This window comes from Bradyrhizobium sp. B039, from assembly GCF_038965675.1.
In the GTDB taxonomy this organism is placed as follows: Bacteria; Pseudomonadota; Alphaproteobacteria; order Rhizobiales; family Xanthobacteraceae; genus Bradyrhizobium; species Bradyrhizobium diazoefficiens.
This window is the reverse complement of sequence record NZ_CP152416.1, coordinates 3,790,056-3,813,281: the sequence shown is the minus strand read 5'-3', so window position 1 is coordinate 3,813,281 and position 23,226 is coordinate 3,790,056. Positions and strand designations below refer to the sequence as shown.

20 protein-coding genes are annotated in these 23,226 nt (G+C 63.7%); 7 read left to right on the top strand and 13 right to left on the bottom strand.

Annotated elements, in window-relative coordinates:
• Positions 1-6: 6 nt before the first annotated feature.
• Complete coding sequence (locus AAFG50_RS17580) at positions 7-1,443, bottom strand: ATP-binding protein (protein WP_039184259.1); 1,437 nt, start codon at positions 1,441-1,443, stop codon at positions 7-9.
• Between the two features lies 1 nt (position 1,444).
• Entirely contained in the window at positions 1,445-2,119 is a 675-nt protein-coding gene (locus AAFG50_RS17575; RefSeq protein WP_011086528.1) for a response regulator transcription factor, read from the bottom strand.
• Positions 2,120-2,500: 381 nt separating this feature from the next.
• On the opposite strand from AAFG50_RS17575, the gene AAFG50_RS17570 reads away from it, so the two are divergent.
• Positions 2,501-2,737, top strand: a complete 237-nt coding sequence (locus AAFG50_RS17570) for a hypothetical protein (protein ID WP_028170832.1) — start codon at positions 2,501-2,503, stop codon at positions 2,735-2,737.
• A gap of 391 nt (positions 2,738-3,128) precedes the next feature.
• On the opposite strand, the gene dctP is transcribed toward AAFG50_RS17570, so the two are convergent.
• From dctP to AAFG50_RS17545, 5 genes are all read right to left on the bottom strand, one after another.
• On the bottom strand, positions 3,129-4,217 hold the full coding sequence (dctP, locus tag AAFG50_RS17565) for a TRAP transporter substrate-binding protein DctP (protein WP_028170831.1): 1,089 nt from the start codon (positions 4,215-4,217) through the stop codon (positions 3,129-3,131).
• Positions 4,218-4,424: 207 nt separating this feature from the next.
• Positions 4,425-5,207, bottom strand: a complete 783-nt coding sequence (locus tag AAFG50_RS17560) for a hypothetical protein (protein WP_231166694.1) — start codon at positions 5,205-5,207, stop codon at positions 4,425-4,427.
• A gap of 198 nt (positions 5,208-5,405) precedes the next feature.
• Entirely contained in the window at positions 5,406-6,497 is a 1,092-nt protein-coding gene (locus tag AAFG50_RS17555; protein WP_028170829.1) for a TRAP transporter substrate-binding protein, read from the bottom strand.
• A gap of 203 nt (positions 6,498-6,700) precedes the next feature.
• The gene (locus AAFG50_RS17550; protein ID WP_028170828.1) at positions 6,701-7,837 is read right to left on the bottom strand and encodes an Mrp/NBP35 family ATP-binding protein; all 1,137 of its coding nucleotides are present in this window, start codon (positions 7,835-7,837) and stop codon (positions 6,701-6,703) included.
• A gap of 55 nt (positions 7,838-7,892) precedes the next feature.
• On the bottom strand, positions 7,893-8,330 hold the full coding sequence (locus tag AAFG50_RS17545; RefSeq protein ID WP_028170827.1) for a VOC family protein: 438 nt from the start codon (positions 8,328-8,330) through the stop codon (positions 7,893-7,895).
• Between the two features lie 184 nt (positions 8,331-8,514).
• Between AAFG50_RS17545 and AAFG50_RS17540 the strand changes: the two genes are divergently transcribed.
• The 6 genes from AAFG50_RS17540 to AAFG50_RS17515 all read left to right on the top strand — a co-directional run bounded on the left by AAFG50_RS17540 (position 8,515) and on the right by AAFG50_RS17515 (position 14,129).
• Positions 8,515-9,387 carry an NAD(P)-dependent oxidoreductase gene (locus AAFG50_RS17540; protein ID WP_011086521.1) on the top strand — a complete coding sequence of 291 codons (873 nt, stop codon included), beginning with the start codon at positions 8,515-8,517 and terminating at the stop codon, positions 9,385-9,387.
• 22 nt (positions 9,388-9,409) lie between these two features.
• Positions 9,410-10,687: a sodium:proton antiporter NhaD gene (gene nhaD, locus AAFG50_RS17535; protein ID WP_028170826.1), complete on the top strand. Its 1,278-nt coding sequence runs from the start codon at positions 9,410-9,412 to the stop codon at positions 10,685-10,687.
• 137 nt (positions 10,688-10,824) lie between these two features.
• Positions 10,825-12,420, top strand: a complete 1,596-nt coding sequence (locus AAFG50_RS17530) for an ATP-binding protein (RefSeq protein ID WP_028170825.1) — start codon at positions 10,825-10,827, stop codon at positions 12,418-12,420.
• A 44-nt stretch (positions 12,421-12,464) separates the two neighbouring features.
• Positions 12,465-12,668, top strand: coding sequence for a DUF1289 domain-containing protein (locus tag AAFG50_RS17525; protein WP_011086518.1), 204 nt, complete (start codon positions 12,465-12,467; stop codon positions 12,666-12,668).
• Positions 12,669-12,696: 28 nt separating this feature from the next.
• Positions 12,697-13,251, top strand: coding sequence for a TIGR02281 family clan AA aspartic protease (locus tag AAFG50_RS17520; RefSeq protein ID WP_028170824.1), 555 nt, complete (start codon positions 12,697-12,699; stop codon positions 13,249-13,251).
• Positions 13,252-13,460: 209 nt separating this feature from the next.
• Positions 13,461-14,129, top strand: coding sequence for an outer membrane protein (locus AAFG50_RS17515; RefSeq protein WP_028170823.1), 669 nt, complete (start codon positions 13,461-13,463; stop codon positions 14,127-14,129).
• 53 nt (positions 14,130-14,182) lie between these two features.
• On the opposite strand, the gene dusA is transcribed toward AAFG50_RS17515, so the two are convergent.
• The 6 genes from dusA to AAFG50_RS17485 all read right to left on the bottom strand — a co-directional run bounded on the left by dusA (position 14,183) and on the right by AAFG50_RS17485 (position 23,218).
• Positions 14,183-15,142, bottom strand: a complete 960-nt coding sequence (gene dusA, locus AAFG50_RS17510) for a tRNA dihydrouridine(20/20a) synthase DusA (protein ID WP_028170822.1) — start codon at positions 15,140-15,142, stop codon at positions 14,183-14,185.
• Positions 15,143-15,700: 558 nt separating this feature from the next.
• On the bottom strand, positions 15,701-17,374 hold the full coding sequence (gene phaC, locus AAFG50_RS17505; RefSeq protein WP_231166693.1) for a class I poly(R)-hydroxyalkanoic acid synthase: 1,674 nt from the start codon (positions 17,372-17,374) through the stop codon (positions 15,701-15,703).
• 194 nt (positions 17,375-17,568) lie between these two features.
• Positions 17,569-18,945 (bottom strand): sigma-54 dependent transcriptional regulator, encoded by a 1,377-nt coding sequence (locus AAFG50_RS17500; RefSeq protein WP_011086512.1) that lies wholly within the window; start codon positions 18,943-18,945, stop codon positions 17,569-17,571.
• Positions 18,938-20,833, bottom strand: a complete 1,896-nt coding sequence (locus tag AAFG50_RS17495) for an ATP-binding protein (protein ID WP_028170820.1) — start codon at positions 20,831-20,833, stop codon at positions 18,938-18,940. Before AAFG50_RS17495 ends, AAFG50_RS17500 begins: the two co-directional genes overlap by 8 nt.
• Complete coding sequence (locus AAFG50_RS17490; protein WP_074077052.1) at positions 20,826-21,830, bottom strand: cytochrome d ubiquinol oxidase subunit II; 1,005 nt, start codon at positions 21,828-21,830, stop codon at positions 20,826-20,828. Before AAFG50_RS17490 ends, AAFG50_RS17495 begins: the two co-directional genes overlap by 8 nt.
• Complete coding sequence (locus tag AAFG50_RS17485; RefSeq protein ID WP_166466017.1) at positions 21,827-23,218, bottom strand: cytochrome ubiquinol oxidase subunit I; 1,392 nt, start codon at positions 23,216-23,218, stop codon at positions 21,827-21,829. The genes AAFG50_RS17490 and AAFG50_RS17485 overlap by 4 nt, the downstream gene beginning before the upstream one ends.
• Positions 23,219-23,226: the final 8 nt, after the last annotated feature.

The window sequence follows — 23,226 nt, the reverse complement described above, 5'->3', positions numbered from 1 at the left end:
TCGGCGTTATGAGGACGGCGGCCGAAGGCCGCCTATGCCACCCTCTCCCACATCCGCCTTCGCCAACGCTTCGGCGGATATGAGGGGAGAGGGGCCGCCTGCCCTCTCCGCCAGCCGAAACCGCAGCGTGAACTCCGCGCCGCCACCGGGAAGGTTCTCCACCGCCACCGTCGCGTCATGGTCCTCCGCCACGCCGCGCACGATCGAGAGCCCCAGACCGGCGCCGTCGCTGCGCTGGCGGTCGGCGCGCCAGAAGCGCTGGAAGATCAGCTCGCGCTCGGCGTCCGCGATGCCGGGACCGCAATCGCGCACGCGCACTACACCGTCGTCACCGACCTCGACATCGACGGACGTATCCTTTGCGGTGAACTTGATGGCGTTTTCGGCGAGGTTGAAGATCGCGCGCTGAAGCATCTCGGAATTGCCGTGGACCATCACCGGCGCGTCGGTGCCCCTGAGTGCGATGTCCTTGTGCTGGGCGAGCGCGAACGGCGCGATCGCGCCGACCACCTCGGTGCAGACGGCGCGCAGGTCGGCGGTCTCGCCGGGATCGAGCACCAGCGTGTCGAGCTCGGCGATCTCCAGCAGCTGGGCGACGATGCGGCCCATGCCCTCGATGTCGGCATGCAGCGCCTGCCTTGCCTCGCGGTCGCCGAGCGTCTCGATCCGCGTGCGCAGGATCGCAAGCGGCGTGCGCAATTGATGCGCGGCATCCGCGGTGAACTGGCGTTGCACGCGAAAGCCGTCCTCGAGGCGATCGAGCGCCTGGTTCACGGCGGTGACGAGCGGCATGATCTCGCGCGGGATCTGCTCCGTCGGCAGGCGGATGTCGGTGCGCGCCGGGCCGATATTGCTGGCCTCCTCCGAGGCCTTCCACAGCGGCGCGACCGCACGGCGGAAGATGATGATGTCGGTCGCGAGCAGGATCAGCAGGATCGGGATGGTGATCCACCCGACCCGCCGGAAGAAGTTCGAGATGATGTCGTCGATGATGACGTCGCGGTGCGAAAGATCCTCGGCGACGCGGATGCGCACCGTCCTGCCCTCGATCACGCGGCTCACGCCGGCACCGGAAATCGTCTCGGACAAGCGCGGCGGGGCGGTATCGCCGGTCTTTCGCCGCGACGAGAACAGCACGCGTCCCTCGGAATCGCGAATGTCGTACTGGTAGCGGCCATAGGCTTCCGAATAGAGGCCCTTCAGACTGTCGGGCAGATTGAAGGTCAACGTGCCGTCCGCCTGCGGGACGATGCGCTCGGCGAGCACCTCGGCCTGGGCGCGCATGGCATCGCGGTGCAGCTGGTCGACCTCCGAGTTGAGCAGCCAGAACAGCACCAGCGGCAGGAAGATCGCAACCACCGCGACCGCCACGATATGCAGGAACACGATGCGCGAGATCAGCGATTTGAACGTCGGCCTGGCGAATGACCGGGCGGCGGACACGCTATTTCTCCTCGGCCATGAGATAGCCGACGCCGCGGATGGTGTGGATCACGACCTTGGCGCCGTGTTCGGTGAGCTGCTTGCGCAGCCGCGAGACGTAGACCTCGACGGCGTTGGAGGCGACCTCGCCCTCGAGTCCGAAGATGTGATCCTCGACGTTCTTCTTCGGCACCACCCGCCCCTGCCGGCGCAGCAGGATCTCGAGCACCGAGGCCTCGCGCGCGGAGATGATCCGCGGCTGGTCGTCGATGAAGATCTGGCGGCTCTCGGTGTCGTAGACGAGGTTGGCCAACCGCAGCGAGCGGCCGAGCAGCTGGCCCGGCCGGCGCAGGATCGCCTCCAGCCGTGCCACCAGCTCCTCCATCGCGAACGGCTTTGCGAGATAGTCGTCGGCGCCGCTGCGCAGGCCGTTGACGCGATCCTGCAAGCCGCCGCGCGCGGTTAGCACCAGCACCGGCAGCGGCTCCATCTGCCGGCGCAGCTCGCGCAGCACCGACAGGCCGTCGCCGTCGGGAAGGCCGAGGTCGAGGATCATCGCGGCATAGCTGACGCTGCCGACCGCCTCGCGCGCCTCGGCCGCGCTGCTCACGATGTCGCTCTCGTAGCCGGCCGCCGACAGCCCGGCGGCCACCAGCCGCGACAGCTCGGCATTGTCTTCGACGATCAGAAGGCGCATCTCAGTCCCGCCGGATGTTCCGGAGTCATCTCACGGCCAAGGTTACGGCCAGGGCCGCATCATCGCTCTCTTCCACCATTCCGGACGCCTCGGCCAGCGAAAAAACACGCGGCGGGCCTTCCTGTCAGGCTCACGTAAGCCGATCAGAAGTGTCCTGATAAAGCCGCGATGCCGGCCGGTGGAGCGCAACGAGACGGCATTGCCGCTTACAGGCCTCCGACGGTCATCCACCACGCACGCGGGTAGGATCGGATTCCAAACCCGAGCCCACCGCCGGTGAGCGCCTGATCCCGATGATATGGATCAGTTACTATCCAGGACTTGTTTGCTAATTTGCCGGATATGGGCAAATTTCTGTTCCAGGACGGAGGGACGAGCTTCATGAGCAGGCCGGTCAAGACTGAAGGCGAACTGATCGCAATGGCGAGGGCCGAGTTGAAGGTCCACGCCGACTGCCCCGATGGAATGGCGATTTCCATCGTTCGCGATGGCGCCTCCTGGGAGTTTCGCGCCGACGCGGATCAGGCCACGTCCGATCGACCCGGCTACCCCGAATGTGTCGCCATGCTGGTCCAGATCGGCGATCACCTCAGCAAGCAGTATGACATCGGGGATTAGACCGACCTCGACGCTTCGAACATGCGCGTAGCGACTTCAGAACGCGCGCTCGATCACCAGCGTCAGACCAAGCTGCGAATCCCATCACGACAAGCAGCGGAACTGCCGTTTCAAAGAACGGCAGCGCCATCCATCGGTGCGACTGCCCGTAGCTGATCCTGACCTGGCTCTCAAAACGCGGCACGGACCCCGGCTCCGCGATCATCGCCTGCTTCAGCTGATTTGTCCTGACGCATCAGGCTGTTGGCAGCATCCACGGAGCCTCTTGCCATGTCCCCTCGTCTATTGAGCATGGGCCGTTTTTCATGTTTTGAGTCTGTCACCTCCAGAGCTGCGACCGCAACGCCCCGCAGCCTTCGCTCCGGGGCGCTGCATGCGACAGAAGTCGCGATCAGCTCTGCGACCGCCGCGCCATGAAGATGTCGTAGCCGACTTCCGCGACCTGGAACCAGGCGTAGCCATCGCCGGTGAACTTGGCGAGAGAGTCGTGGACCTTCTTGAAGTTGGCGTTGGTCGCACCGACTTCGGCGTGCAGCTCCTTCGCGGCCTTGTAGCAGGCCTCCATGATCGGCGGCGAGAAGGCGTGCAGCTTGGCGCCGTTGGCAAGCAGCTTCTTCAATGCGAGCGGATTGGCTGTGTCGTAGCGTGCCATCATGTAATTGTTGGCGTAGTGGCCGGCCTGCTCCAGCACGCTTTGATAGTACTTCGGCAGCGCATTCCACTTGTCGAGATTGACGAAGGCCAGCAGCATCGGCCCGCCCTCCCACCAGCCCGGATAGTAGTAGTGCGGCGCGATCTTGTAGAAGCCGAGCTTCTCATCATCGTAGGGGCCGACCCATTCGGCGGCGTCGATGGTGCCCTTCTCCAGCGCCGGATAGATGTCGCCGCCGGCGAGCTGCTGCGGCACCACGCCGAGCTTCTGGAGCACGCGGCCGGCAAAGCCGCCGATGCGGAATTTCATCCCCTTGAGATCCTCGGGCGTGTTGACCTCTTTCCTGAACCAGCCGCCCATCTGGCAGCCGGTGTTGCCCGCAAGCAGCGAGACGACGTTGTAGCTCTTGTAGAACTCGTTGAGGACTTCCCGTCCCCCGCCCTGCATGTACCAGGCCTGGTTGATGCGCATGTTGGGCCCGAACGGCACCGCCGAGCCGAAGGTGAAGGTCGGGTCCTTGCCGAAATAATAGTACGAGGCGGTGTGGCCGATCTCGCAGGTGGCGTTCTGCACGGCGTCGAGCACCTGGAGGCCCGGCACGATCTCGCCGGCCGCGAAGATCTGGATCTGGAATTTGTTGTCGGTGGCTTCCGCAACCATCTTGCACATCATCTCGGCGCCGCCAAAGAGCGTGTCGAGCGATTTCGGCCAGCTCGTCGGCATGCGCCATTTGATTTCCGGCATCGACTGCGCGATCGCGGGAGCGGCGAGCGTGGCGGCGCCGGCCGCACCAAGTCCTGTGACCTTGATGAAGTCTCTTCTCTTCATGATTTCCTGCCCTGATGGATCTGATTGTGAAGCCTTCTTGCCGAGGCTTGGGGCCAGCATGACGCAAGGCCCAACGGAATTCCATCGTCATCGCACTGCGGCAGAGAAAAAGCCTGGCCTCCTCCGGAGGCGCGAGTCTTGCGGCGTGCGACTTAAGGCGTAGCGCTTGGATCATCATCAGCCGCGGGTGCGCGAGCGGAGGGCGCGTCAGCAGATTCTCTGGAAGCGCGGCCGCCAGCGCGGCAGCTCGACCGGCGGCAGCACGTAGCTTTTGCCCTCGGCCGAGATCGTCAGCGGCTGCCCGGAGTCCAGAAGATTGAAGACGCGATCTTCCAGCGCGCGCCATTTGTCTTCGGCAAGCTCGGGATAGCCGAGGTCCGGCTGGTTGAACATTGTGGTGTTCGGCGGGAAGGACTCGGGACCGGCGTAGGTGAAGCCGGCGAAATCCATCTGCGTCTTGCCGTTGGCGATCGTGATCGAGGCCTTGGTGTGGTCCTGTTTCGGCGCTTCCCCCGGATAGACCGCATCCATCTCGAAATGCGCGCCGCAGCCGATGCGAAATACTGTCTTGCCCCTGGTGTCGTAATAGCCGAGGTACGGCCGATCCTGGCGATCGATCTCGAATTTCCAGGCACCCTTCCAAATATCTTTCGACATACCGCCGGCCGCCGATGCCGCGGACCACCCGAGCCACGTTACAGCGGCAACGATTCCAAGCAGCCTTGCATGCGTCATCATGGCAAGCCCCCAACGCGATCCGCGATCGTCACTCCAGGGATCATCGGACAAATTTCGGATTCTGCGATGATCGCTTTCTGGCAGTGTTTTGCCCGACGAATCAAGCGGCTTCGCAGAGCGCAGCCAGTGCCGCGAATGCAATGCGGCGGGGCCAAGCTGCGCTCGCAATGACGGGGGGCCGATGCGCGCCAAATGACGATGTCGTTCCGGTCGCCGTCGGGCAAATCGCCCCGTCGGCACCGGCTGCTCCATGATTGCTCTGTCCCCCTGATTTGCCCCGCCCCGTCAAACTGTTGGCAGCATCCACCGAGCAAGACGCCCCGGCCCCACTTCTACTGTGCATGGGGTTGTTTTAGACATTTTTTGTTTCTGACCCTGGATGCACCAGCAAAGAAAAAGCCCGGCCTCGTCTGGAGGCCGGGCTTTCCGATCTTGCGACTTCTTCGAAGATCAGCCGCGGGTGCGCGAGCGGATCATGAAGCTGTCGTAGGTGTACTCGGCAACCTGCCACCACAGATATTCATCGGAGCGGTAGGCCTGCATGGCGTCGATCGACTTCTTGAAGTCGGCGTTTTTGGCCGAGATCTCGCCCCACAGCTCGTTGGTCGCCTTGAGGCAGGCTTCGAGCACCTCGTTGGTGAAGGGACGAAGCTGCGTGCCGCCGGCCACCAGACGCTTCAGCGCCGACGGGTTCTGCATGTCGTAACGCGCGGCCATCCAGCTGTTGGCATTGGCCATCGCGTTGGTGAGGATCGCCTGGTAGTTCTTCGGCAGCGAATTCCACTTGTCCAGGTTGGTGAAGGCATGGACGGTCGGGCCGCCTTCCCAGAAGCCCGGATAGTAGTAGTACTTGGCGACCTTGGCGAAGCCGAGCTTCTCGTCATCATAGGGGCCGACCCATTCGGCGGCGTCGATGGTGCCCTTCTCCAGCGCCGGATAGATGTCGCCGCCGGCGAGCTGCTGCGGCACGACGCCGACTTTCTGAAGCACCTGGCCGGCGATGCCGCCGATGCGGAATTTCAGGCCGGAGAGATCGGCAACCGTCTTGATCTCCTTGCGGAACCAGCCGCCCATCTGGGTGCCGGTGTTGCCGCAGGGGTGGCCAATCACGTTCGACTTCTTGAAGAACTCGTTGGCGAGCTCGTTGCCGCCGCCCTGGTACAGCCACGAATTCTGCTGGCGCGCGTTGAGGCCGAAGGGCACCGAGGCGAAGATCGCGAAGGTCGGATCCTTGCCGACATAGTAGTACGACACGGTGTGGCACATCTCGACCGTGCCGTTCGAGGTCGCATCGAGCGCCTGGAGGCCGGGGACGATTTCGCCGGCCGCGAACACCTGGATCTGGAATTTGTTGTCGGTCATTTCGGCGACGTACTTCGCCACCTGCTCGGCACCGCCATAGATCGTATCGAGCGACTTCGGGAAGCTCGAGGTCAGGCGCCACTTGATCTCGGGCGATGATTGAGCGATCGCCGGCGAGGCCACCGCGGCTGTCGCCGCCGCGCCTGCTGCCGACACTTTCAGGAAATCACGACGCTTCATTTTCAGGTCTCTCCTTGCTGGGGCGTTCCCCCGAACTTCCTCTTTGCCGCCGCTCATTCCGGCGACGCGCTTGGGCCGCGTCGAACCGATGGGGCTTGACTGCCGTGGGCGTTTAACACGGAAGCCCCGCCTGCGGAACGCGACATTGGCATGACGGGGCTCTACGAAAGTCGCATGTCCCCAATGGATTGGCGTCGTCCCGCTCAGGCCGCCGCGATGGCGCCCTTGAGCTGGTCCCGAACCTGGCCCGCAATGGCGCGGTAGATCGCCGCATGGGGGCCGTCCGGCTCGCTGTCGACGACGGGATTGCCGGCGTCCGAGGTAGCGCGAATCGCCATGTGCAGCGGGATCTCGCCCAGGAACGGGACTCCGAGCTTCTCGGCCTCGTGGCGCGCTCCGCCATGGCCGAAGATGTCGGATTTCGTGCCGCAATGCGGGCACTGGAAGTAGCTCATGTTCTCGACGATGCCGAGCACGGGCACGTTGACCTTGCGGAACATCGCAAGCCCCCGCCGCGCGTCGATCAGCGACAGGTCCTGCGGGGTCGAGACGATCACGGCGCCCTTCAGCGGCACGTTCTGCGCCAGCGTGAGCTGGGCATCGCCGGTGCCCGGCGGCATGTCGACGACGAGCACGTCGAGGCTACCCCATGCGACGTCGCGCAGCATCTGCGTGACCGCCGACATCACCATCGGACCGCGCCAGATCATCGCGGTCTCTTCCTCCACCAGGAAGCCGATCGACATGATCGCGAGGCCGAAGCGCCGGAGCGGAATCATCTTGCGCTCGCCATCCAGCTCCGGCTTGTCGCGCAGGCCCGTCAGCCGCGGCACCGAGGGGCCGTAGATGTCGGCATCCAGAAGCCCGACCTTGAGGCCGAGATCCCGCAGGCCCAGCGCCAGATTGAGCGCGGTGGTGGACTTGCCGACGCCGCCCTTGCCCGAGGCGACCGCGATCACGGCGGCGACGCCCGGAATCTCCGATTGCCGCGCCATCGGCGACCCACCGCCCTGCGGCGGCTTGTGGGCATGGACCGGCTGCACGCCCGGCGTGCCGCGGCTTGGCGTGGGCGGCGGCGGAGGTGCAGAGCCCGGCTTGCGCTCGGCGGTCAGCGCCACCATCACGGTGGTGGCGCCGGGAATGGCGCGCACGGCGGCCTCGGCCTCGGCCCGGACGGCCTCCCAGGCCCGCGCCTCCGCGGCATCGACATTGATCGAGAAGAACACCTTGCCGTCCGAGGCGCTGATCGCGCTCAGCACATTGGCATTGGGAAGCGCGACCCCGCGCGGCGATTTGATCCGGGCGAGGCTGTCGAGAACCTGTTGCTGCGTCACGCTCAAAGCGCATCTCCTTGAGTCCAGGATGTGCCCCATTAGAGCGGAAACGCCCAAAAGGCTACTGCCTGCCGATATCGTCAGCCATCTCGGCGGGCGCCGCCCCCTGCTCCAGGGCTGCCTCGTAATTCAGCTCGATCATCACCCCGTTGGGGTCGTGCACGAAGATCTGCCAGAGGTCGCCGCCGGGCACCTGGCGGGAGTCGAATTTCATCCCTTTGGACGTCAGCCGCTGCTTCATGCCGTCAAAACCGCGGCTGACGAAGGCGACGTGGTGAACAACGCCGGAATCCGGCTTTTGTGGCTCCGAGGTCGGAGAAATATCGACGAGGTGCACCACCGGCCTGCCCTCGCTGTACATCCAGGCACCCGGGAAAGCGAAATTCGGCCGGGCGCCTTTTTCCAGGCCCAGCACGTCCTCGTAGAAGCGGACCGTCTCGGCCAGATTACGGGTCCGGATGTTGAAATGATCGAGGACGCCAACGCTCACGCCGCCCATGCTTTCGCTCCCTTTTTTTGAAGTCCTTTAGTCCCGCCATCCTAGCACAGGGGGCCGCCAAACGAAGCCGTTGCCCTCTGCCCTCAAGGGTTTATGGTGCGCCCCGATCCGCCCTCACGGCGGAACCCGGCGCGCCCCGCCCGGCAAGAACCGTAAAACCCAAACTACGGACAAGGTACCACACATGGCTAAAGTCGCTTTCCTCGGTCTCGGCGTGATGGGCTTCCCCATGGCCGGACACCTCGTAAAAAAAGGGGGCCATGAGGTCACCGTCTACAACCGCACCGCGGCCAAGGCGAAGGAATGGGCGGACAAGTTCGGCGGCAAGACCGCGGCGACCCCGAAGGCCGCCGCCGAGGGCCAGGATTTCGTGATGTGCTGCGTCGGCAACGACAATGACCTGCGCGCGGTGACGATCGGCCCCGACGGTGCCTTCGCCGGCATGAAGAAGGGCGCGACTTTCGTCGACCACACCACCGCCTCCGCCGAAGTCGCGCGCGAGCTCGACGCGGCCGCCACCAAGGCCGGCTTCAAGTTCATCGACGCCCCGGTCTCCGGCGGCCAGGCCGGTGCCGAGAACGGCGTGCTGACGGTGATGTGCGGCGGCGCCGAGGATGCCTACGCCGGCGCTGAGCCGGTGATCACCGGCGCCTATGCGCGGATGTGCAAACTGCTCGGGCCCGCCGGCTCTGGCCAGCTGACCAAGATGGTCAACCAGATCTGCATCGCCGGCCTCGTGCAGGGCCTCTCCGAGGGTATTCACTTCGCCAAGAAGAGTGGCCTCGACGTCGCCGCGGTAATCGAGACCATCTCCAAGGGGGCGGCGCAGTCGTGGCAGATGGAGAACCGCTACAAGACCATGAACGAGGGCAAGTACGATTTCGGCTTCGCCGTCGAATGGATGCGCAAGGACCTGTCGATCTCGCTTGCCGAAGCCCGCCGCAACGGCGCCACCCTGCCGGTGACCGCGCTGGTCGACCAGTTCTACGCCGAAGTCGAGAAGATGGGCGGCAAGCGTTGGGATACGTCCAGCCTGCTCGCGCGCCTCAACCGCTGACACCTGACCATCTGAAACGACCTTGCTGATCGCGATCGCCGCCATCTTCGTCCTGGCCTATGCGGCGATCGCGCTCGAGCACCCGCTTCGCGTCAACAAGAGCGCTTCCGCGCTGCTCGGTGCGGGCCTGCTCTGGAGTGTCTACGCGATCGCGACGGGCGACCACGCGCTGGTCGGCCGCCAGCTCGACGAGTCCGTCGGCTCCACCGCGCAGATCGTTTTCTTCCTGATCGGCGCCATGACCATCGTCGAGGTGATCGACGCCCATGACGGCTTCGAGGTCATCACCTCGCTGATCCGCACCACGAGCCAGGTGGCGCTGATCTGGCTGATCGGCTTCGTGACGTTCTTCCTGAGCGCGATCCTGGACAATCTGACGACCACCATCGTCATGATCTCGCTGATCCAGAAGCTGATCGCCCGTCGCGACGACCGCCTGCTGTTCGCCTCCCTCATCGTCATTGCCGCCAATGCCGGCGGCGCCTGGACCGTGATCGGCGACGTCACCACGACCATGCTCTGGATCGGCGGGCAGATCTCGCCGCTGAGGATCATGAGCGCGGTGTTCCTGCCCTCGCTCCTCAATCTGCTCGTGCCGCTCGCCTTCATCAGCTTCTCGCTCAAGGGCAAGACCATCGCGCCGCCGTCGAAGGACACCGGGCTGCTGGCTGTCGACCGGTTCGAGCGCAACCTGATGTTCTATCTCGGGCTCGGCACCCTGATCGCGGTGCCGGTGTTCAAGGCGGTGACGCATCTGGCGCCCTTCATGGGCATCCTGTTCGGGCTCGGCGTGCTCTGGCTGGTCGGCGAGATCGTGCACCGGCACAAGGACGAGCATGTGCGCCAGCCCCTCACGCTGGTGCATGCGCTGGGACGGATCGACATGACCTCGGTCGTGTTCTTCGTCGGCATCCTGCTCGCGGTCGCCTGCCTCGACCATGCCGGCCTGCTCTCGATGCTGGCCAAATGGCTCGACGCCACGCTCGGCCGACAGGACGTCATCGTCGTCGTGCTCGGCCTGCTCAGCGCCATCATCGACAACGTGCCGCTGGTCGCCGCGACCATGGGCATGTACGACCTCGCGCATTATCCGCCCGACAGCTTCATCTGGGAGTTCATCGCCTATTGCGCCGGCACCGGCGGCTCGATCCTGATCATCGGCTCGGCCGCGGGCGTTGCCGCGATGGGGCTCGAGCGGATCGAGTTCCTCTGGTATGCCCGCCGCATCGCTGGCCCCGCGCTCGCCGGCTATCTGGCGGGTGCGGTGGTGTACATCGCACAGCACGCGGCGCTGCATTGAGCGGTTCGGACCGGCTCCAGATTAACGCCCGGTTAACGTAATTCTTTAGCTCCTTAAGTCAGCTCTTAAGGATTTCTTGCCAGAGATAGACAATGCAGAAGGCCCGCGTCCGGCGTGGGCAGGAATCGTGTTGCTTGATGAGTAACCCCGCTGAAAAGCCTGAGGTTGTGCAGCTTCCGGCCGAGCCGGTAAGCGCTCCATCGGCGAGCAGCCGAAGGGCTGCGGCGCAGCGGGTGCGCGAGGCGCGCGATAAGTTAACGTCGACCAGTGGAACCCGGCCGGCTTTCGACGCCGAGATGCTGCGCCAATATGCCCAGACGCGGCTGTCGGCCTCCTATGTCGTGATGCTGCTGGTGGTTGCGACCGGCGTGCTGTTCGGACTGTGGATGCAGCCGATCCCGGCCGCGGCCTGGACCGCCGGCATGCTCTGCATCCACGGCGCGATGATCCGCAGCTGCCGCCGGTTCCTGACCGAGCCCGCCTCGCCCGCCGCAACGCGCGCGTGGCGAACACGCTTCGTCGTGCTCGACCTGCTCTACGGCCTGTGCTGGATGGCGATCCTGATCCATCCCGTGCTCGACATGGTCACGGAAACGCTGATGATGTTCCTGATGCTGCTGGTGATCGCAGTATCGAGCATGCTCGCCGCCAATCTGCCGATCGCCGCCCTTGCCGCCACCGCACCGGTCGCAGTCGCCATGGCGCTGAGCTTTGCGGTGACCGGCTCGCTGGACAATTACATCCTGGCCGCACTCGCGCTCGCCGCCGAAGGCTATTTCGTGCTGCTGGCGCATCGCCTGCATTCCTCGACCTTCGCCACGCTCGAGGCGCGCGCCGAGAAGGACGCGCTGATCGGCGAACTGGAGCAGGCCAAGGCGATCTCGGACGAGGCGCGCCACCGCGCCGAATCCGCCAATGTCGCCAAGTCGCGCTTCCTCGCGCAGATGAGCCACGAGCTGCGCACGCCGCTGAACGCGATCCTCGGCTTCTCCGAGGTGATGAAGAGCGAGATTTTTGGCGCGCATGCCGTGCCGGTCTACAAGGAGTACTCGGCGGACATCCACAATTCCGGCGTGCACTTGCTCAACCTCATCAACGAGATTCTCGATCTGTCGCGGATCGAGGCCGGCCGTTACGAGCTGAACGAGGAAGCCGTGTCGCTGGTCGGCATCGTCGCCGACTGCCACCATCTGATGAAGCTGCGCGCTTCCAACCGCGGCATCACCATCCACGAGGTATTCGAGCAGGCCATGCCGCGGCTCTGGGCCGACGAGCGCGCGATCCGCCAGGTCGTGCTCAACCTGCTCTCCAACTCGATCAAGTTCACGCCGCAGGGCGGCGAGATCTGGCTCAAGGCCGGCTGGACAGCTTCGGGCGGACAATATCTCTCGGTGAGGGATACCGGCTCCGGCATCCCCGAGGACGAGATTCCGGTCGTGCTCGCTTCCTTCGGCCAGGGCTCCAACTCGATCAAGTCGGCCGAACAGGGCGCAGGGCTGGGCCTGCCGATCGCAAAGAACCTGATCGACCTGCATGGCGGCACGTTCACGCTGAAATCGAAGCTGCGCATCGGCACCGAGGTGATCGTCACCTTCCCGCCGGAGCGCGTGATGAGCGCGCTGGCGCCGCTGTCAGATGATTCTCCGCCGCTCCAGCCTGAGGGCTCCCTCGCGCCTGACGAGAAGCGCCGGCCGCGCCACAAGCCGATCATGAGCGCAGGCACGGGCTCTTAACGATATGCTTGCAGAAATGCCCGACCATCCCTCACTATGCCGAAATGAGCAAAGAAACGCCGTGCGTCGCCGTCTGCATGATCGATCCCAAGACCAAGCTGTGCTTCGGCTGCGGCCGCACTTTGCCGGAGATCGCGCGCTGGCACGCCATGGAAAGCGCGGAACGGCTCTCGGTCATGGCGCTGCTGCCGGCACGCATGGCGGAAGCTGGACTTGCGCCGATCGCGGGATCGCGGAAACACGCCTGACCGGCCGGCGCGCATATGGAGGTGCGCAATGATCCGCTTCCTGCTCGTTCTCGTCATGCTTGCCGGCACCGCCGGTGCCGTCGTCGCCTATGGCGATCCCGATCAGATCGCGCGCGCGAGCAACAAGGTCTCGCACATCTTCCGCACCCAGACCGTCACACCGGCACCCGCCGTGCAGATCCAGCGCGGCCAGGGCGGTGAATTCGCGCTGCGCGCGAAGATCAACGGCGTCGCCGCACCGATGGTGATCGACACCGGTGCGACCTCCGTGGTGCTGACCTGGGAAACCGCAAAGGCGATCGGGCTGCCGCTCGAGATGCTCGAATATGACGTCGATCTCGAAACCGCGGGCGGCCACACCAAGGCGGCCCGGCTCACGCTCGACCGTCTTGCCGTCGGCCACCTCGTCGAGAAATCGGTGCCGGCCCTCGTCGTGCAGCGCGGGCAGATGAAGACCAACCTGCTCGGCATGAGCTTCCTCGACCGCCTGGAGAGCTGGGGCGTGCGCGCCGACAAGCTGATGCTCACCGGCTATCCGGAGCTCCAGGGCAGCCCCCGCCGCGCGCGGATGGCGGTCGACTAGAGCGCCGACGCGAGCCGCCGCTCGCCAGCCGACAGGCTCAATCGCGCGGGCTGTGACCCATCCAGACCACGACTTCAGTTGGCGCGCCGCGGTGTGGCATTTGCCCTATTTACAAACCGCCTAGTCGGTTTATAACAATCGCAGTCCCGGATCGGGGTTGGACAGGCGCTGCTCCCGAAGGGACGCGGCCAAGTGGGAGATTGTGAATGATGACTGCAAGAGCCGCGTTACGCCGCACGATGTGCGCCCTGCCCTTTGCGGCTGTGTTCGCCGCAGGCAGCGCCTGCGCTGCCGACCTGTCGCCGCGCTATGCAGCGCCCGCCTCCGCCTATACGGCACCGCAGCCGGTGTATTCGTGGACGGGTCTCTATGCGGGCTTCAACGCCGGCTATGCCGAGAGCGGCGACGACGCCTTCAACAATCTCGCTGGCGCGACTGGCGGCAAGGTCAAGCGCGCCGTCGGCGGCGTGCAGATCGGCTACAACTACCAGCTCTCGCCGATGTTCGTGGTCGGCATCGAGAACGACTTCGAAGGCGGAGACATCAAGAACCACGACGCACTCAACAGCGCCGCGGTCAGCCTGCCCTGGTACATGACCGGCCGCGCCCGCGCCGGCATCGCGACGATGGATTCACGCCTGCTGTTCTTCGGGACCGCCGGCCTTGCCGCCGGCGAATTCAAGGACGGTCCGATCAACAAGATGAAGATGGGCTGGACAGCGGGTGGCGGCGTCGAATGGGCGTTCCTGCCGAAATGGTCGGCCAAGGCCGAATATCTCTACACCGAGTTCAAGCACGACGACCTGCCGGACTGGAACGCTGCGAAATTCCACACCTTCCGCGTCGGCGTGAATTATCACTTCGACCTGTTCCGTTGAGGCCGATCGACGAAGAGCCGGATGTTGCGATCCGGCTCTTCACGTCGCGGCAGTCAGGCGGCCGCCTCCGCCGGCGCACGCACACCGACGCGCGCGATCGAATCGCGCAGCACGTCGAGACCGGCGCCCGGCTTTACCCCCTGCTCGGCAAGATAGCGGCGGAAGGCACGCGCACCGGGCACGGCGTGGAATGCACCGACGAAATGCCGTGTGATGGCGTGCAGCCGCGTACCGCGCGCGAGCTGCGCCTCGATATAAGGCATCATCGCTTCGAGCGCGTCCTGCATGGTCGCATGCGGCGCCGCCTCGCCGAAGATATCGGAATCGACGGAGAGCAGCCGCCATGGCTCCTGATAGGCGGCGCGGCCGAGCATCACGCCATCGACGTGTTCAAGATGCGCCTTCGCCTCGTCGATGCCTGGGATGCCGCCATTGATGATGACGGGCACATCAGGCATCGCGCGCTTGAGCCGATAGACGCGCTCATAGTCGAGCGGCGGAATATCGCGATTCTCCTTCGGTGACAGGCCGTTGAGCCAGGCTTTCCGGGCATGCACGATCAGCGCATCGCAACCCGCTGCGACCACCGCGTGCGCGAGCGTATCGAGCGCCACCTCCGGATCCTGGTCGTCGATCCCGATGCGGCACTTCACCGTGACGGGCACGGCAACTGCGCGCTTCATCGCATCGACGCACCTCGCCACCAGCTCCGGCTCCGCCATGAGACAGGCGCCAAAGCGGCCATCCTTCACGCGATCGGACGGACAGCCGACATTGAGATTGATCTCGTCATAGCCAAACGCCTCGCCGATGCGCGCGGCCTGCGCGAGCTCGCTCGGATCCGAGCCGCCAAGCTGAAGCGCCACCGGGTTTTCGCACGCATCGAACCCGAGCAGCCGCTCCCGGTCGCCATGGATGATGGCGCCGGTGGTCAGCATCTCCGTATAGAGCAGCGCCCGCCGCGTGAGATGACGGTGGAACACCCGGCAATGCCGGTCGGTCCAATCCATCATGGGGGCCACGGCAAATTTGCGCCCTAAGCTGTTCATCTTATTGAGGTATTTCAACTCCGATCAGTCCTTTATGTGATTAGACCGACTGAGAATTCTCGTTTGACGAGGGCTTCCGTAGCCTGGCTCTTCTAGGACGATATTTGCATGAATTGGAAGCGGAAATCGCTTCTTCGGATTCTCAGTGCACACGTCAGGCGGAGGTCAAGTCGTGCATGTGCAGGCAAAGCTTCTTTGGACATCGAGGTTGTAGCTGCCTGAGTCATACTCACTTCGCGGTGTGAGTATAATTTCTGCTCACGAATTTCCCTCTTCAATCGAGACCTTCGCAGCCCAGCTCGCGCAGAGAAGAATCCCTGCGCGCCCGCCACAATGTTCGAGATCTGCTTCCGCTCCGCTCGGACTTTTCTGTGGCAGCTTTTAGTAACCTATCGACATCGTCAAACGGTACAAAGAGCAACCCATAGTCATTTCTGATGATGAGATCGCCTCGCTCAGCGACCGCTTTGAACGGCCAACGCTCCGGCTATCTTCCAATCGTTCCATGACCGTTCAGCGATGTCAGTTCGCCTTCGCTTTCACAAATCGGCCCGGTGCCGCTTCCCCCGGAGGATAGAGGTTGCTGCCGAGTTGCGTCCGGGCGGGCACCCGGTCTTCAGCCCACGGCTTGAGCCACGCGATCCAATCGTTCCACCAACTGCCCGGCCTTTCGTCGGCGCTCGCAAGCCACGCGGCGGGATCGTCGCATCGCTGGTCCGACAGCCAATAGCTTCGCTTGTTCTTGGAGGCGGGATTGATCACGCCGGCAATGTGCCCACTGGCGCCGAGCACAAAGCGGGTGTTGCCACTGAACAGGCCGGTGGTGCGATAGGCCGATCGCCACGGCACGATATGATCTTCGGCGGTCGCCAGCACGTAAGCAGGCAGATCGACCCGGGCCAGATCGACAGGAGTGCCGCACATTGTCAACCGGTTCGGCTCCCGAAGATTGTTCTCCAGGTACATGTTCCTGATGTAGAAGCAATACATCGGTCCGGGAAGGTTGGTGACATCCGCGTTCCAGAACAGCAGATCGAAACGCTCCGGCGACTTTCCCTTCAGATAGTTGTTGATCACGTTCGGCCAGATCAGCTCCTTCGACCGCAGCGTCTGAAAGACGAAGCCGAGCTCGGCGCCGCGGTAGATGCCTTCCCTCCCGATCGTCTGCTCGCGCTGCCGCACCCCTTCCTCGTCCACGAATACGCCAAGATCGCCGGGTTCCCGGAAGTCGAGCATGGTCGTCAGCAACGTCACACTGGCAACCGATTCATCGCCGCGCGTTCGCAGAATGGCGAGTGCGGATGACAAGATCGTTCCGCCGACACACCAACCCAGGACGTTGATCTTGTCTACACCCGAAATCGATCGGGCGATGTCGATGGCGCGTATGGCGCCATCCTCAACGTAGTCGTCCCATCGAATGTGGCCACAGGAGGCATCCGGGTTGCGCCATGAAACCACGAAGACCGTGAAGCCGTTCTCGACCGCGAATCGAACGAACGAATTGGCCGGCTGGAGGTCGAGAATGTAGAACTTGTTGATGCAGGGCGGCACGATCAGCAGAGGCCGGGCGGCCACCTGCTCCGTCGCAGGCGCGTATTGAATGAGCTGAAACAGCTCGTTTTCGAACACAACCGCGCCCCTGGATGCGGCGACATCCTTTCCGACCTCGAAAGCCTCCTCATCCGTGATCGTCAGGCTACCCCTGCCCAGATCGCTCATCAGGTTCTCCAGGCCCGCCTTGAGGCTTTGACCTTCGCTGTCCGTCGCGAGCTTGATGACATCCGGATTGGTGGCCAGGAAATTGGTCGGGCTCATCGCCTCGATGAGCTGGCGCGTGAAGAAGCGCAGTCGATGCTTTTCCTTCTCGTCGAGATCGAGCGCCTCGACGAAGTCGACGCAGTAGCGCGAGTTCAGCAAATAGCATTGCTTCAACAGACTATAGGCCGCATCGTCCCGCCATTCCGTGGCGTTGAACCGGCGATCGCCGCGTGCAGGCTCAATGCCTCCTTCGCCTTGCACGCCGGCGGCCGATTTGATGACGTGCTCGGTGAGCTGGTATAGCCGCTTCATGTGCTCGGCCTGCAATTCGGCGAGACGCCCCGATAAATTCAGGGCTGAGCCGAGGTTCGCCCCGTCGCGATCGCTGTTCGGTGCCCACCCAAGCGATCGCCACAGACTTTCCCCCGCCTTCAAAAAGCCCTCGACAAATTCATCAGGCACGTTGAATGGCCGATTCATGGCGTTCCTCAAGATCTGATTGGTTCGTTGCCTTCCGATAACGGGCGGCTTCTGCCGGCGCCCTTTGCCCTCGGCTGCACCGGGAGCGTGCTAGCTATCTGGGCCCGCATGGGCGGGCCGGTCGGTTCGTCCCACGGTCCGCCGCGATCTCAGGACCCGGAGCGGACGGCCGCACCCTCCCTGATGCCATCGACATTCACGGAGAGGCGTTTGATCTTGTCGTACAGCGTCTGCTTCGGAATGCTGAGAAGCGCGGCCGTTGCCTGGACGTCGCCCTGCTTGCGCCGGAGCGCGTCCTCGATGATCGATCGCTCGATGTTCTCGAGTTGCCGCGGCAATGACACATCCGACGTACCGAAACCGGATTTATTGACCGCCTTGCTGTCGAGGACACCGAGCACGAAACGGTCGGCGACGTTGCGAAGCTCGCGTACGTTGCCCGGCCACGAATAGGCCAGCAGGTGAGACATGGTCTGTTCGTCCAGAATCGGGGCGTCACGCTCGAACCGCCTCGCCGCATCCAGGGTGAAGTGCTCGAACAGCAGCGGGATATCCTCCCGCCGTTCGCGCAACGGCGGGAGCTCGATGAAAGCGACGCCGAGGCGATAGTACAGATCGGCACGAAACAGACGCTTTTCGCTCAGCTCGAGCAAATTCACCTTGCTCGCAGCCACGACACGGCAATCCACCGCGATCGCCTTGTTGGTGCCGACGCGCTCGATCGAGCGATCCTGGAGCGATCTCAGCAATTTAACCTGGACGCTCAGCGGCATGCTCTCGATCTCGTCGAGGAACAGCGTTCCGCCACTGGCGTATTCGATCTTTCCTATCCGCTGACGGGTGGCGCCGGTGAACGCGCCCACCTCGTGGCCGAACAGCTCGCTCTCGACCAGCGATTCCGGCAGACCGCCGCAATTCACCGCGACATAATTGCCGCCGCGGCGGCCGCTGTGATTGTGCAGGCAGCGCGCGACGACGTCCTTGCCGGTTCCGGTCTCACCATAGATCGTGACGTCGACATTGGTCGCCGCCAAGGTGGAGACGAGCCGGCGCACCTCCTGGATCTGCGGTGATCGGCCGAGCAAGCTCGCCTCGATTCCGTTGCGGTCCGCCAAGGCGGACCGCAACGATCGCACCTCGAGCGTCAGCCGCCGCTTCTCCGCCGCCCGGCGCACCACTGAGATCAACTGCTCCGAGGAGCAGGGCTTCTCGATGAAATCATAAGCGCCGGTCCGCATTGCCTGCACGGCCATCGAAATATCGCCATGACCCGTGATCAGGATCACAGGCAGATCCTGGTCCAGTCGGCGCAGATCGGACAGCCAGTCGAGACCGCTACGCCCGCGCAGGCGCACATCGCAGACCACGACAAAAGGCATATCTGCCCGAACGGAGCCGCTGGCGCTCTCAACCGAGGCAAATCCGGAAACGGAAAATCCTGCGAGCTCGAGCGCCTGGACGCCGCCGATCCGGACGTCGTCGTCGTCCTCGACATAGATCACGCCGATCGATTGGTCATCACCCATGCGAGGCCGCCTCTGCTATCTCTGCCAATGGAAGGGTCACGACGAATTCGGCACCATCAGGCGTCAGGTTTCGCGCATGCAGTTCGCCGCCGAACGAGCGTGCAATGTGATTAGAAAGCATCAGGCCAAGGCCGAGCCCCTTTCCCGCGGGCTTGGTCGTCACGAACGGCTCGAACATGCGCTGCAGGACGTCGGAGGCGATCGTCGGCCCGCTGTTGCTGATCACGATGCGGCAGCGGACGGTCTGCGCCTCTTCCCTGCCCGCCCGGATCAGGATCGACTTCCGCTCGACACCTTCCACGGCATCCAGCGCATTGGCCACGATGTTGCACAGCAGCTGCTCCAGCCGTGTCTGATCGGCAATGACGAAGAGCTTAGCGTCGATCTCTGTCGCCACGGCAACACCGCCCTCCTTGACACGCCCGGCCAATATCTTGAGCGATTCAGCCACTGCATGCTCGACGGACACCGCGCCAAGCGGGCTGCTCGACTTGTACGCGAACACGCGGAGCTGGCTGGTCAAGCGGCCGAGCCTCCGCACCAATTCGCCAATTCGGGTGAGATTTCCGCGAGCATCGCCAATCGATCCGCGATCAACGAGCAGGACCGCATTGTCGGCGGCAGTTTGCAGGGCCGCCAGCGGCTGGTTCAACTCGTGCACGATGCCGGCCGACATCTGGCCGAGGGCTGCCAGCTTGCCGGCATGAACGAGTTCATCCTGCGCAGCCCGCAATTCGGCGGTGCGCTCCTGCACCCTGGTCTCGAGCATGTCGTTGGCCGCCTGCAACGCAGCTTGGCTCGCCAAGCGTTGCTTGATCTCCCGGCGGCGTTGCTCGACAAGACCAAGCGCCAGCAGCGCGACGAGGGCGGCGAGACCCGATATGATCCCGATGATGAGCGCGGTCTGCCGCGTGGGCGCCTCGTCGTCGAGAAGCACGAGCTTCCACAGACCGCGGTTGATTGGGACCTCGCTGACCGTATAGGCGGTACCGTTCTCCGCTATGATCCGTGCCGTGCCGTTCTCAGATTGATCGACGAGCGTCCATCCAAGTGGCACAAGATCGTGGTTTCCGTAGGGTTTGAATCGCGCAATGTCATCACGTGTTGGAACCGAAAGCGGCGCCATGGGGCGATAGCGCCACTCGTCGCGGGCGGCAAGGATCGTCACCTTGCGCTCGTCGACCAGAAGAATGTCGTTGTCGGTGCTGCGCCACGCCCGCTCGAACGAATCCAGATTGACCTTGACGGTCGCGATCCCCTTTGTCGTTCCGCCGTCCTTCAGCGCATAGGACAGATAGTAGCCGGCGCGCGCGGTCGTGATACCGACACCAAAGAAGGCGCCGCGGCCATTCGAGAGCGCCTCGCTCACATAGGGGCGATACGACAGGTTTTCGCCGAAGGGCGTGCCGGGCTGGTCGAAATCAGCCGCGGCCAATGTCGCGCCGGTGACGCCAAGGACATAGAGATTGTCGGCTCCCGCAAGCAGGTTGATCGACTTCAGATACAAGCTGACGTTTTGCTGCAGTGCAGGATCGCTGGGCGCCTCGAGCAGCCGGAACACGCTGGGCGATGTCTCCAGGAGAGACGGAAGATATTCAAATCTCGACAGGTAGCCGTCGAGCCTCGCGGCCTCGACGGTCAGCCGCTGCTGGGCCGCGGCGTGCAGATGGTCCAGTCCCCGGCGGAACGTGACCATGTATCCCAGCCACGCCGCCGCGGCGACCAGCGCGAGGGCAAATGCGCCACGAACGAGCCAACGCGTGGAAACCGGCACCACCGAACTGACTTTGGCAGGTCCCTTGACGCTCACCAGGGATAGAAGCTCCGTCATCTCCTGAACCAGCACAAACTGTGGAGCACCGGCCACTGCGGACGACGGCTCACGCATAGTCCAACTCTATGGCCTTGCCTCGGAATACGCGATAGGAAAATCCGGTGTAGGCGATGATGACCGGCAGTGTCACGCAGACCCCGATCAGGATCACCTTCAGCGACTCCGGGCTGCTGGCGGCCTGCCAGACCGTGAGCCGGTCGATCACGACAAACGGATAGATGCTGTAGCTGAGCCCGAGGAAGCTCAGGAAGAAGACCAGGACCAGCAGCGCGAAGGGCAGCCAGCACAGTGCCCCGCGCACGGCTGGCGTCCCCAGCAGAAGGCGAACTGCCAGCAGCGCAACGCCGGACGTGATCGGGATCGCCGCCACCGCGATGATCGCCGGCAGCGTGAACCACCTGACGCGGACGGTCTCGCTGATCCATGGCGTTGCCATCGAGATCAGGATCAGGCCCAGGACCATGGGTGCCCAAGCGATCTTGCTCCACTCGATCGCCTTCTCCTGCAGTTCACCCTGCGCCTTCATCACGAGCCATGTCGCGCCCAGCAGCGCATAGGCCATCGGCAGCGCAGCGGCGATTGCGCCGGCAAAGATCGGATAGTTCCAGCCGTCGCCAAAGCCGCTGATGTAGCGACCGAGCATCCAGCCCTGGCATACCGACGCAAGCATCGACCCGGCGATGAACATGCGATCCCACATTGCCTTCCGGCCGGTCTTTGCCTTGACCCGGAAATCAAACGCTGCGCCGCGGAGGACCAGGCCGACCAGCATCAGCGCGGTCGGAAGATATAATTCCGACAGCACCAGCCCATGCGCTTTCGGGAACGCGACCAGCAGCAGACCGACGCCAAGCACGAGCCAGGTTTCGTTGGCGTCCCAGAACGGGCCGATCGACGCGACCATGGTATCGCGCTCCTCGGGCGTCGCGCGGTGCATGAGCATGCCGACCCCAAGATCGTAGCCGTCGCTCACGACGTAGACGAGCAGCGACACGCCCATCAACCCGATGAAGATCAGTGGAAGCATCTCGTCGAAGAACATCAACGTCATGCGAACTCTCCGCGGCTGCGATAGCGATGCGGATCCTCTGCAAAATCCTCCGACATGATGGCCTCCGCGCCCTTTTCCGGCTTCTCCGCCATGTATTTCAGCACGCCGACATAGGCCGCCAGCAGGCCGACATAGAGCGCCACGTAGATGGCCAGGGTCAGCGCGATACTAGCTGATGGAACACGCGAGACGACCTCGCTGGTTCGAATCAGGCCTGATACGATAAAGGGCTGGCGCCCGATTTCCGTCACGTACCAGCCTGCGATGGTTGCGACCCACCCGGCGAAGGTCATCCCCGCGAACAGTTTGAGCAGTGGTCGCGGCATAAGGGAAAAATCCCAACCATCGCGCCAATGCCGCCAGAGGCCGACCCAACTGACCAGCAGCATCAGGATGCCCGTTCCCACCATGATTCGGAACGACCAGAACAGCGGCAGCACCGGCGGATGGGCAGATGGAAACTCGTTCAGCCCCTTGAGCTCCCCGTCAGGGTCGTGACGTAGGATCAGGCTCGCGAGCTTTGGCACCGGCAGCTCGAAACGGTTCGACCGCGTCGCATCGTCGGGAATCGCAAACAGCAGTAGCGGCGCGCCACGCGTGGTTTCCCAGATGCCTTCAACGGCCGCGATCTTTTGCGGCTGATGCTCGAGCGTGTTGAGCCCGTGAAAATCGCCGGCCACGATCTGTGCGGGTGCCGCCAGCGCTGCGAACACAAGCCCCGTTCGCAGCACACGCGACACGCTCGTTGTCGCAGCGCCCTTCAGAAGCTGCCAAGCACTGATCCCGATCAAAAGGAACGCGCAAGTCAGCGACGATGCAAATACCATATGGACGAAGCGATAAGGAAAGGATGGATTGAAGACGATCTCCAGCCAATTCTTCGCATGGAATTGGCCGTCGACGATCTCGTATCCGGCCGGCGTCTGCATCCATGAATTGAGGGCGAGGATCCAGAACGCGCTCATCAACGTGCCGAGCGCGACCAGAAAGGTCGCCCCCAGATGAATCATCTCGCCGACGCGGCGGTGGCCGAACAGCATCACACCGAGAAAGCCCGCTTCCAGGAAGAACGCGGTCAACACCTCATAGCCCAGCAGCGGGCCTGCAATATTGCCGACCCGCTCCATGTAGCCCGGCCAGTTGGTGCCGAACTGGAAGCTCATAGTGACGCCGCTGACCACCCCGAGCGCAAATGTCAATGCGAACACCTTGGTCCACAGCCGATAGGCGCGCAGCCAGTCCAGCTTCTGCTGCGGGTCGGTTGCGCGCAGATGCCTCAGGCGGAAGAACAGCAGCACCCAGCCCAGTGCGATCGAGATCGACGGAAACAGGATATGAAACGTGATGTTCGCGGCGAACTGGATACGCGCGAGGAACACGGCGTCCATCAGCATCC

What these genes read in the sequence shown, in the direction of transcription:
- AAFG50_RS17575 (WP_011086528.1), bottom strand. Translation starts at nt 2,119, where the DNA reads ATGCGCCTTCTGATCGTCGAAGACAATGCCGAGCTGTCGCGGCTGGTG.
- AAFG50_RS17570 (WP_028170832.1), top strand. Translation starts at nt 2,501, where the DNA reads ATGAGCAGGCCGGTCAAGACTGAAGGCGAACTGATCGCAATGGCGAGG.
- dctP (WP_028170831.1), bottom strand. Translation starts at nt 4,217, where the DNA reads ATGAAGAGAAGAGACTTCATCAAGGTCACAGGACTTGGTGCGGCCGGC.
- AAFG50_RS17560 (WP_231166694.1), bottom strand. Translation starts at nt 5,207, where the DNA reads ATGGAGCAGCCGGTGCCGACGGGGCGATTTGCCCGACGGCGACCGGAA.
- AAFG50_RS17555 (WP_028170829.1), bottom strand. Translation starts at nt 6,497, where the DNA reads ATGAAGCGTCGTGATTTCCTGAAAGTGTCGGCAGCAGGCGCGGCGGCG.
- AAFG50_RS17545 (WP_028170827.1), bottom strand. Translation starts at nt 8,330, where the DNA reads ATGGGCGGCGTGAGCGTTGGCGTCCTCGATCATTTCAACATCCGGACC.
- AAFG50_RS17540 (WP_011086521.1), top strand. Translation starts at nt 8,515, where the DNA reads ATGGCTAAAGTCGCTTTCCTCGGTCTCGGCGTGATGGGCTTCCCCATG.
- AAFG50_RS17530 (WP_028170825.1), top strand. Translation starts at nt 10,825, where the DNA reads ATGAGTAACCCCGCTGAAAAGCCTGAGGTTGTGCAGCTTCCGGCCGAG.
- AAFG50_RS17525 (WP_011086518.1), top strand. Translation starts at nt 12,465, where the DNA reads ATGAGCAAAGAAACGCCGTGCGTCGCCGTCTGCATGATCGATCCCAAG.
- AAFG50_RS17520 (WP_028170824.1), top strand. Translation starts at nt 12,697, where the DNA reads ATGATCCGCTTCCTGCTCGTTCTCGTCATGCTTGCCGGCACCGCCGGT.
- AAFG50_RS17515 (WP_028170823.1), top strand. Translation starts at nt 13,461, where the DNA reads ATGACTGCAAGAGCCGCGTTACGCCGCACGATGTGCGCCCTGCCCTTT.
- dusA (WP_028170822.1), bottom strand. Translation starts at nt 15,142, where the DNA reads ATGATGGATTGGACCGACCGGCATTGCCGGGTGTTCCACCGTCATCTC.
- AAFG50_RS17500 (WP_011086512.1), bottom strand. Translation starts at nt 18,945, where the DNA reads ATGGGTGATGACCAATCGATCGGCGTGATCTATGTCGAGGACGACGAC.
- AAFG50_RS17495 (WP_028170820.1), bottom strand. Translation starts at nt 20,833, where the DNA reads ATGCGTGAGCCGTCGTCCGCAGTGGCCGGTGCTCCACAGTTTGTGCTG.
- AAFG50_RS17490 (WP_074077052.1), bottom strand. Translation starts at nt 21,830, where the DNA reads ATGACGTTGATGTTCTTCGACGAGATGCTTCCACTGATCTTCATCGGG.
- AAFG50_RS17485 (WP_166466017.1), bottom strand. Translation starts at nt 23,218, where the DNA reads ATGGACGCCGTGTTCCTCGCGCGTATCCAGTTCGCCGCGAACATCACG.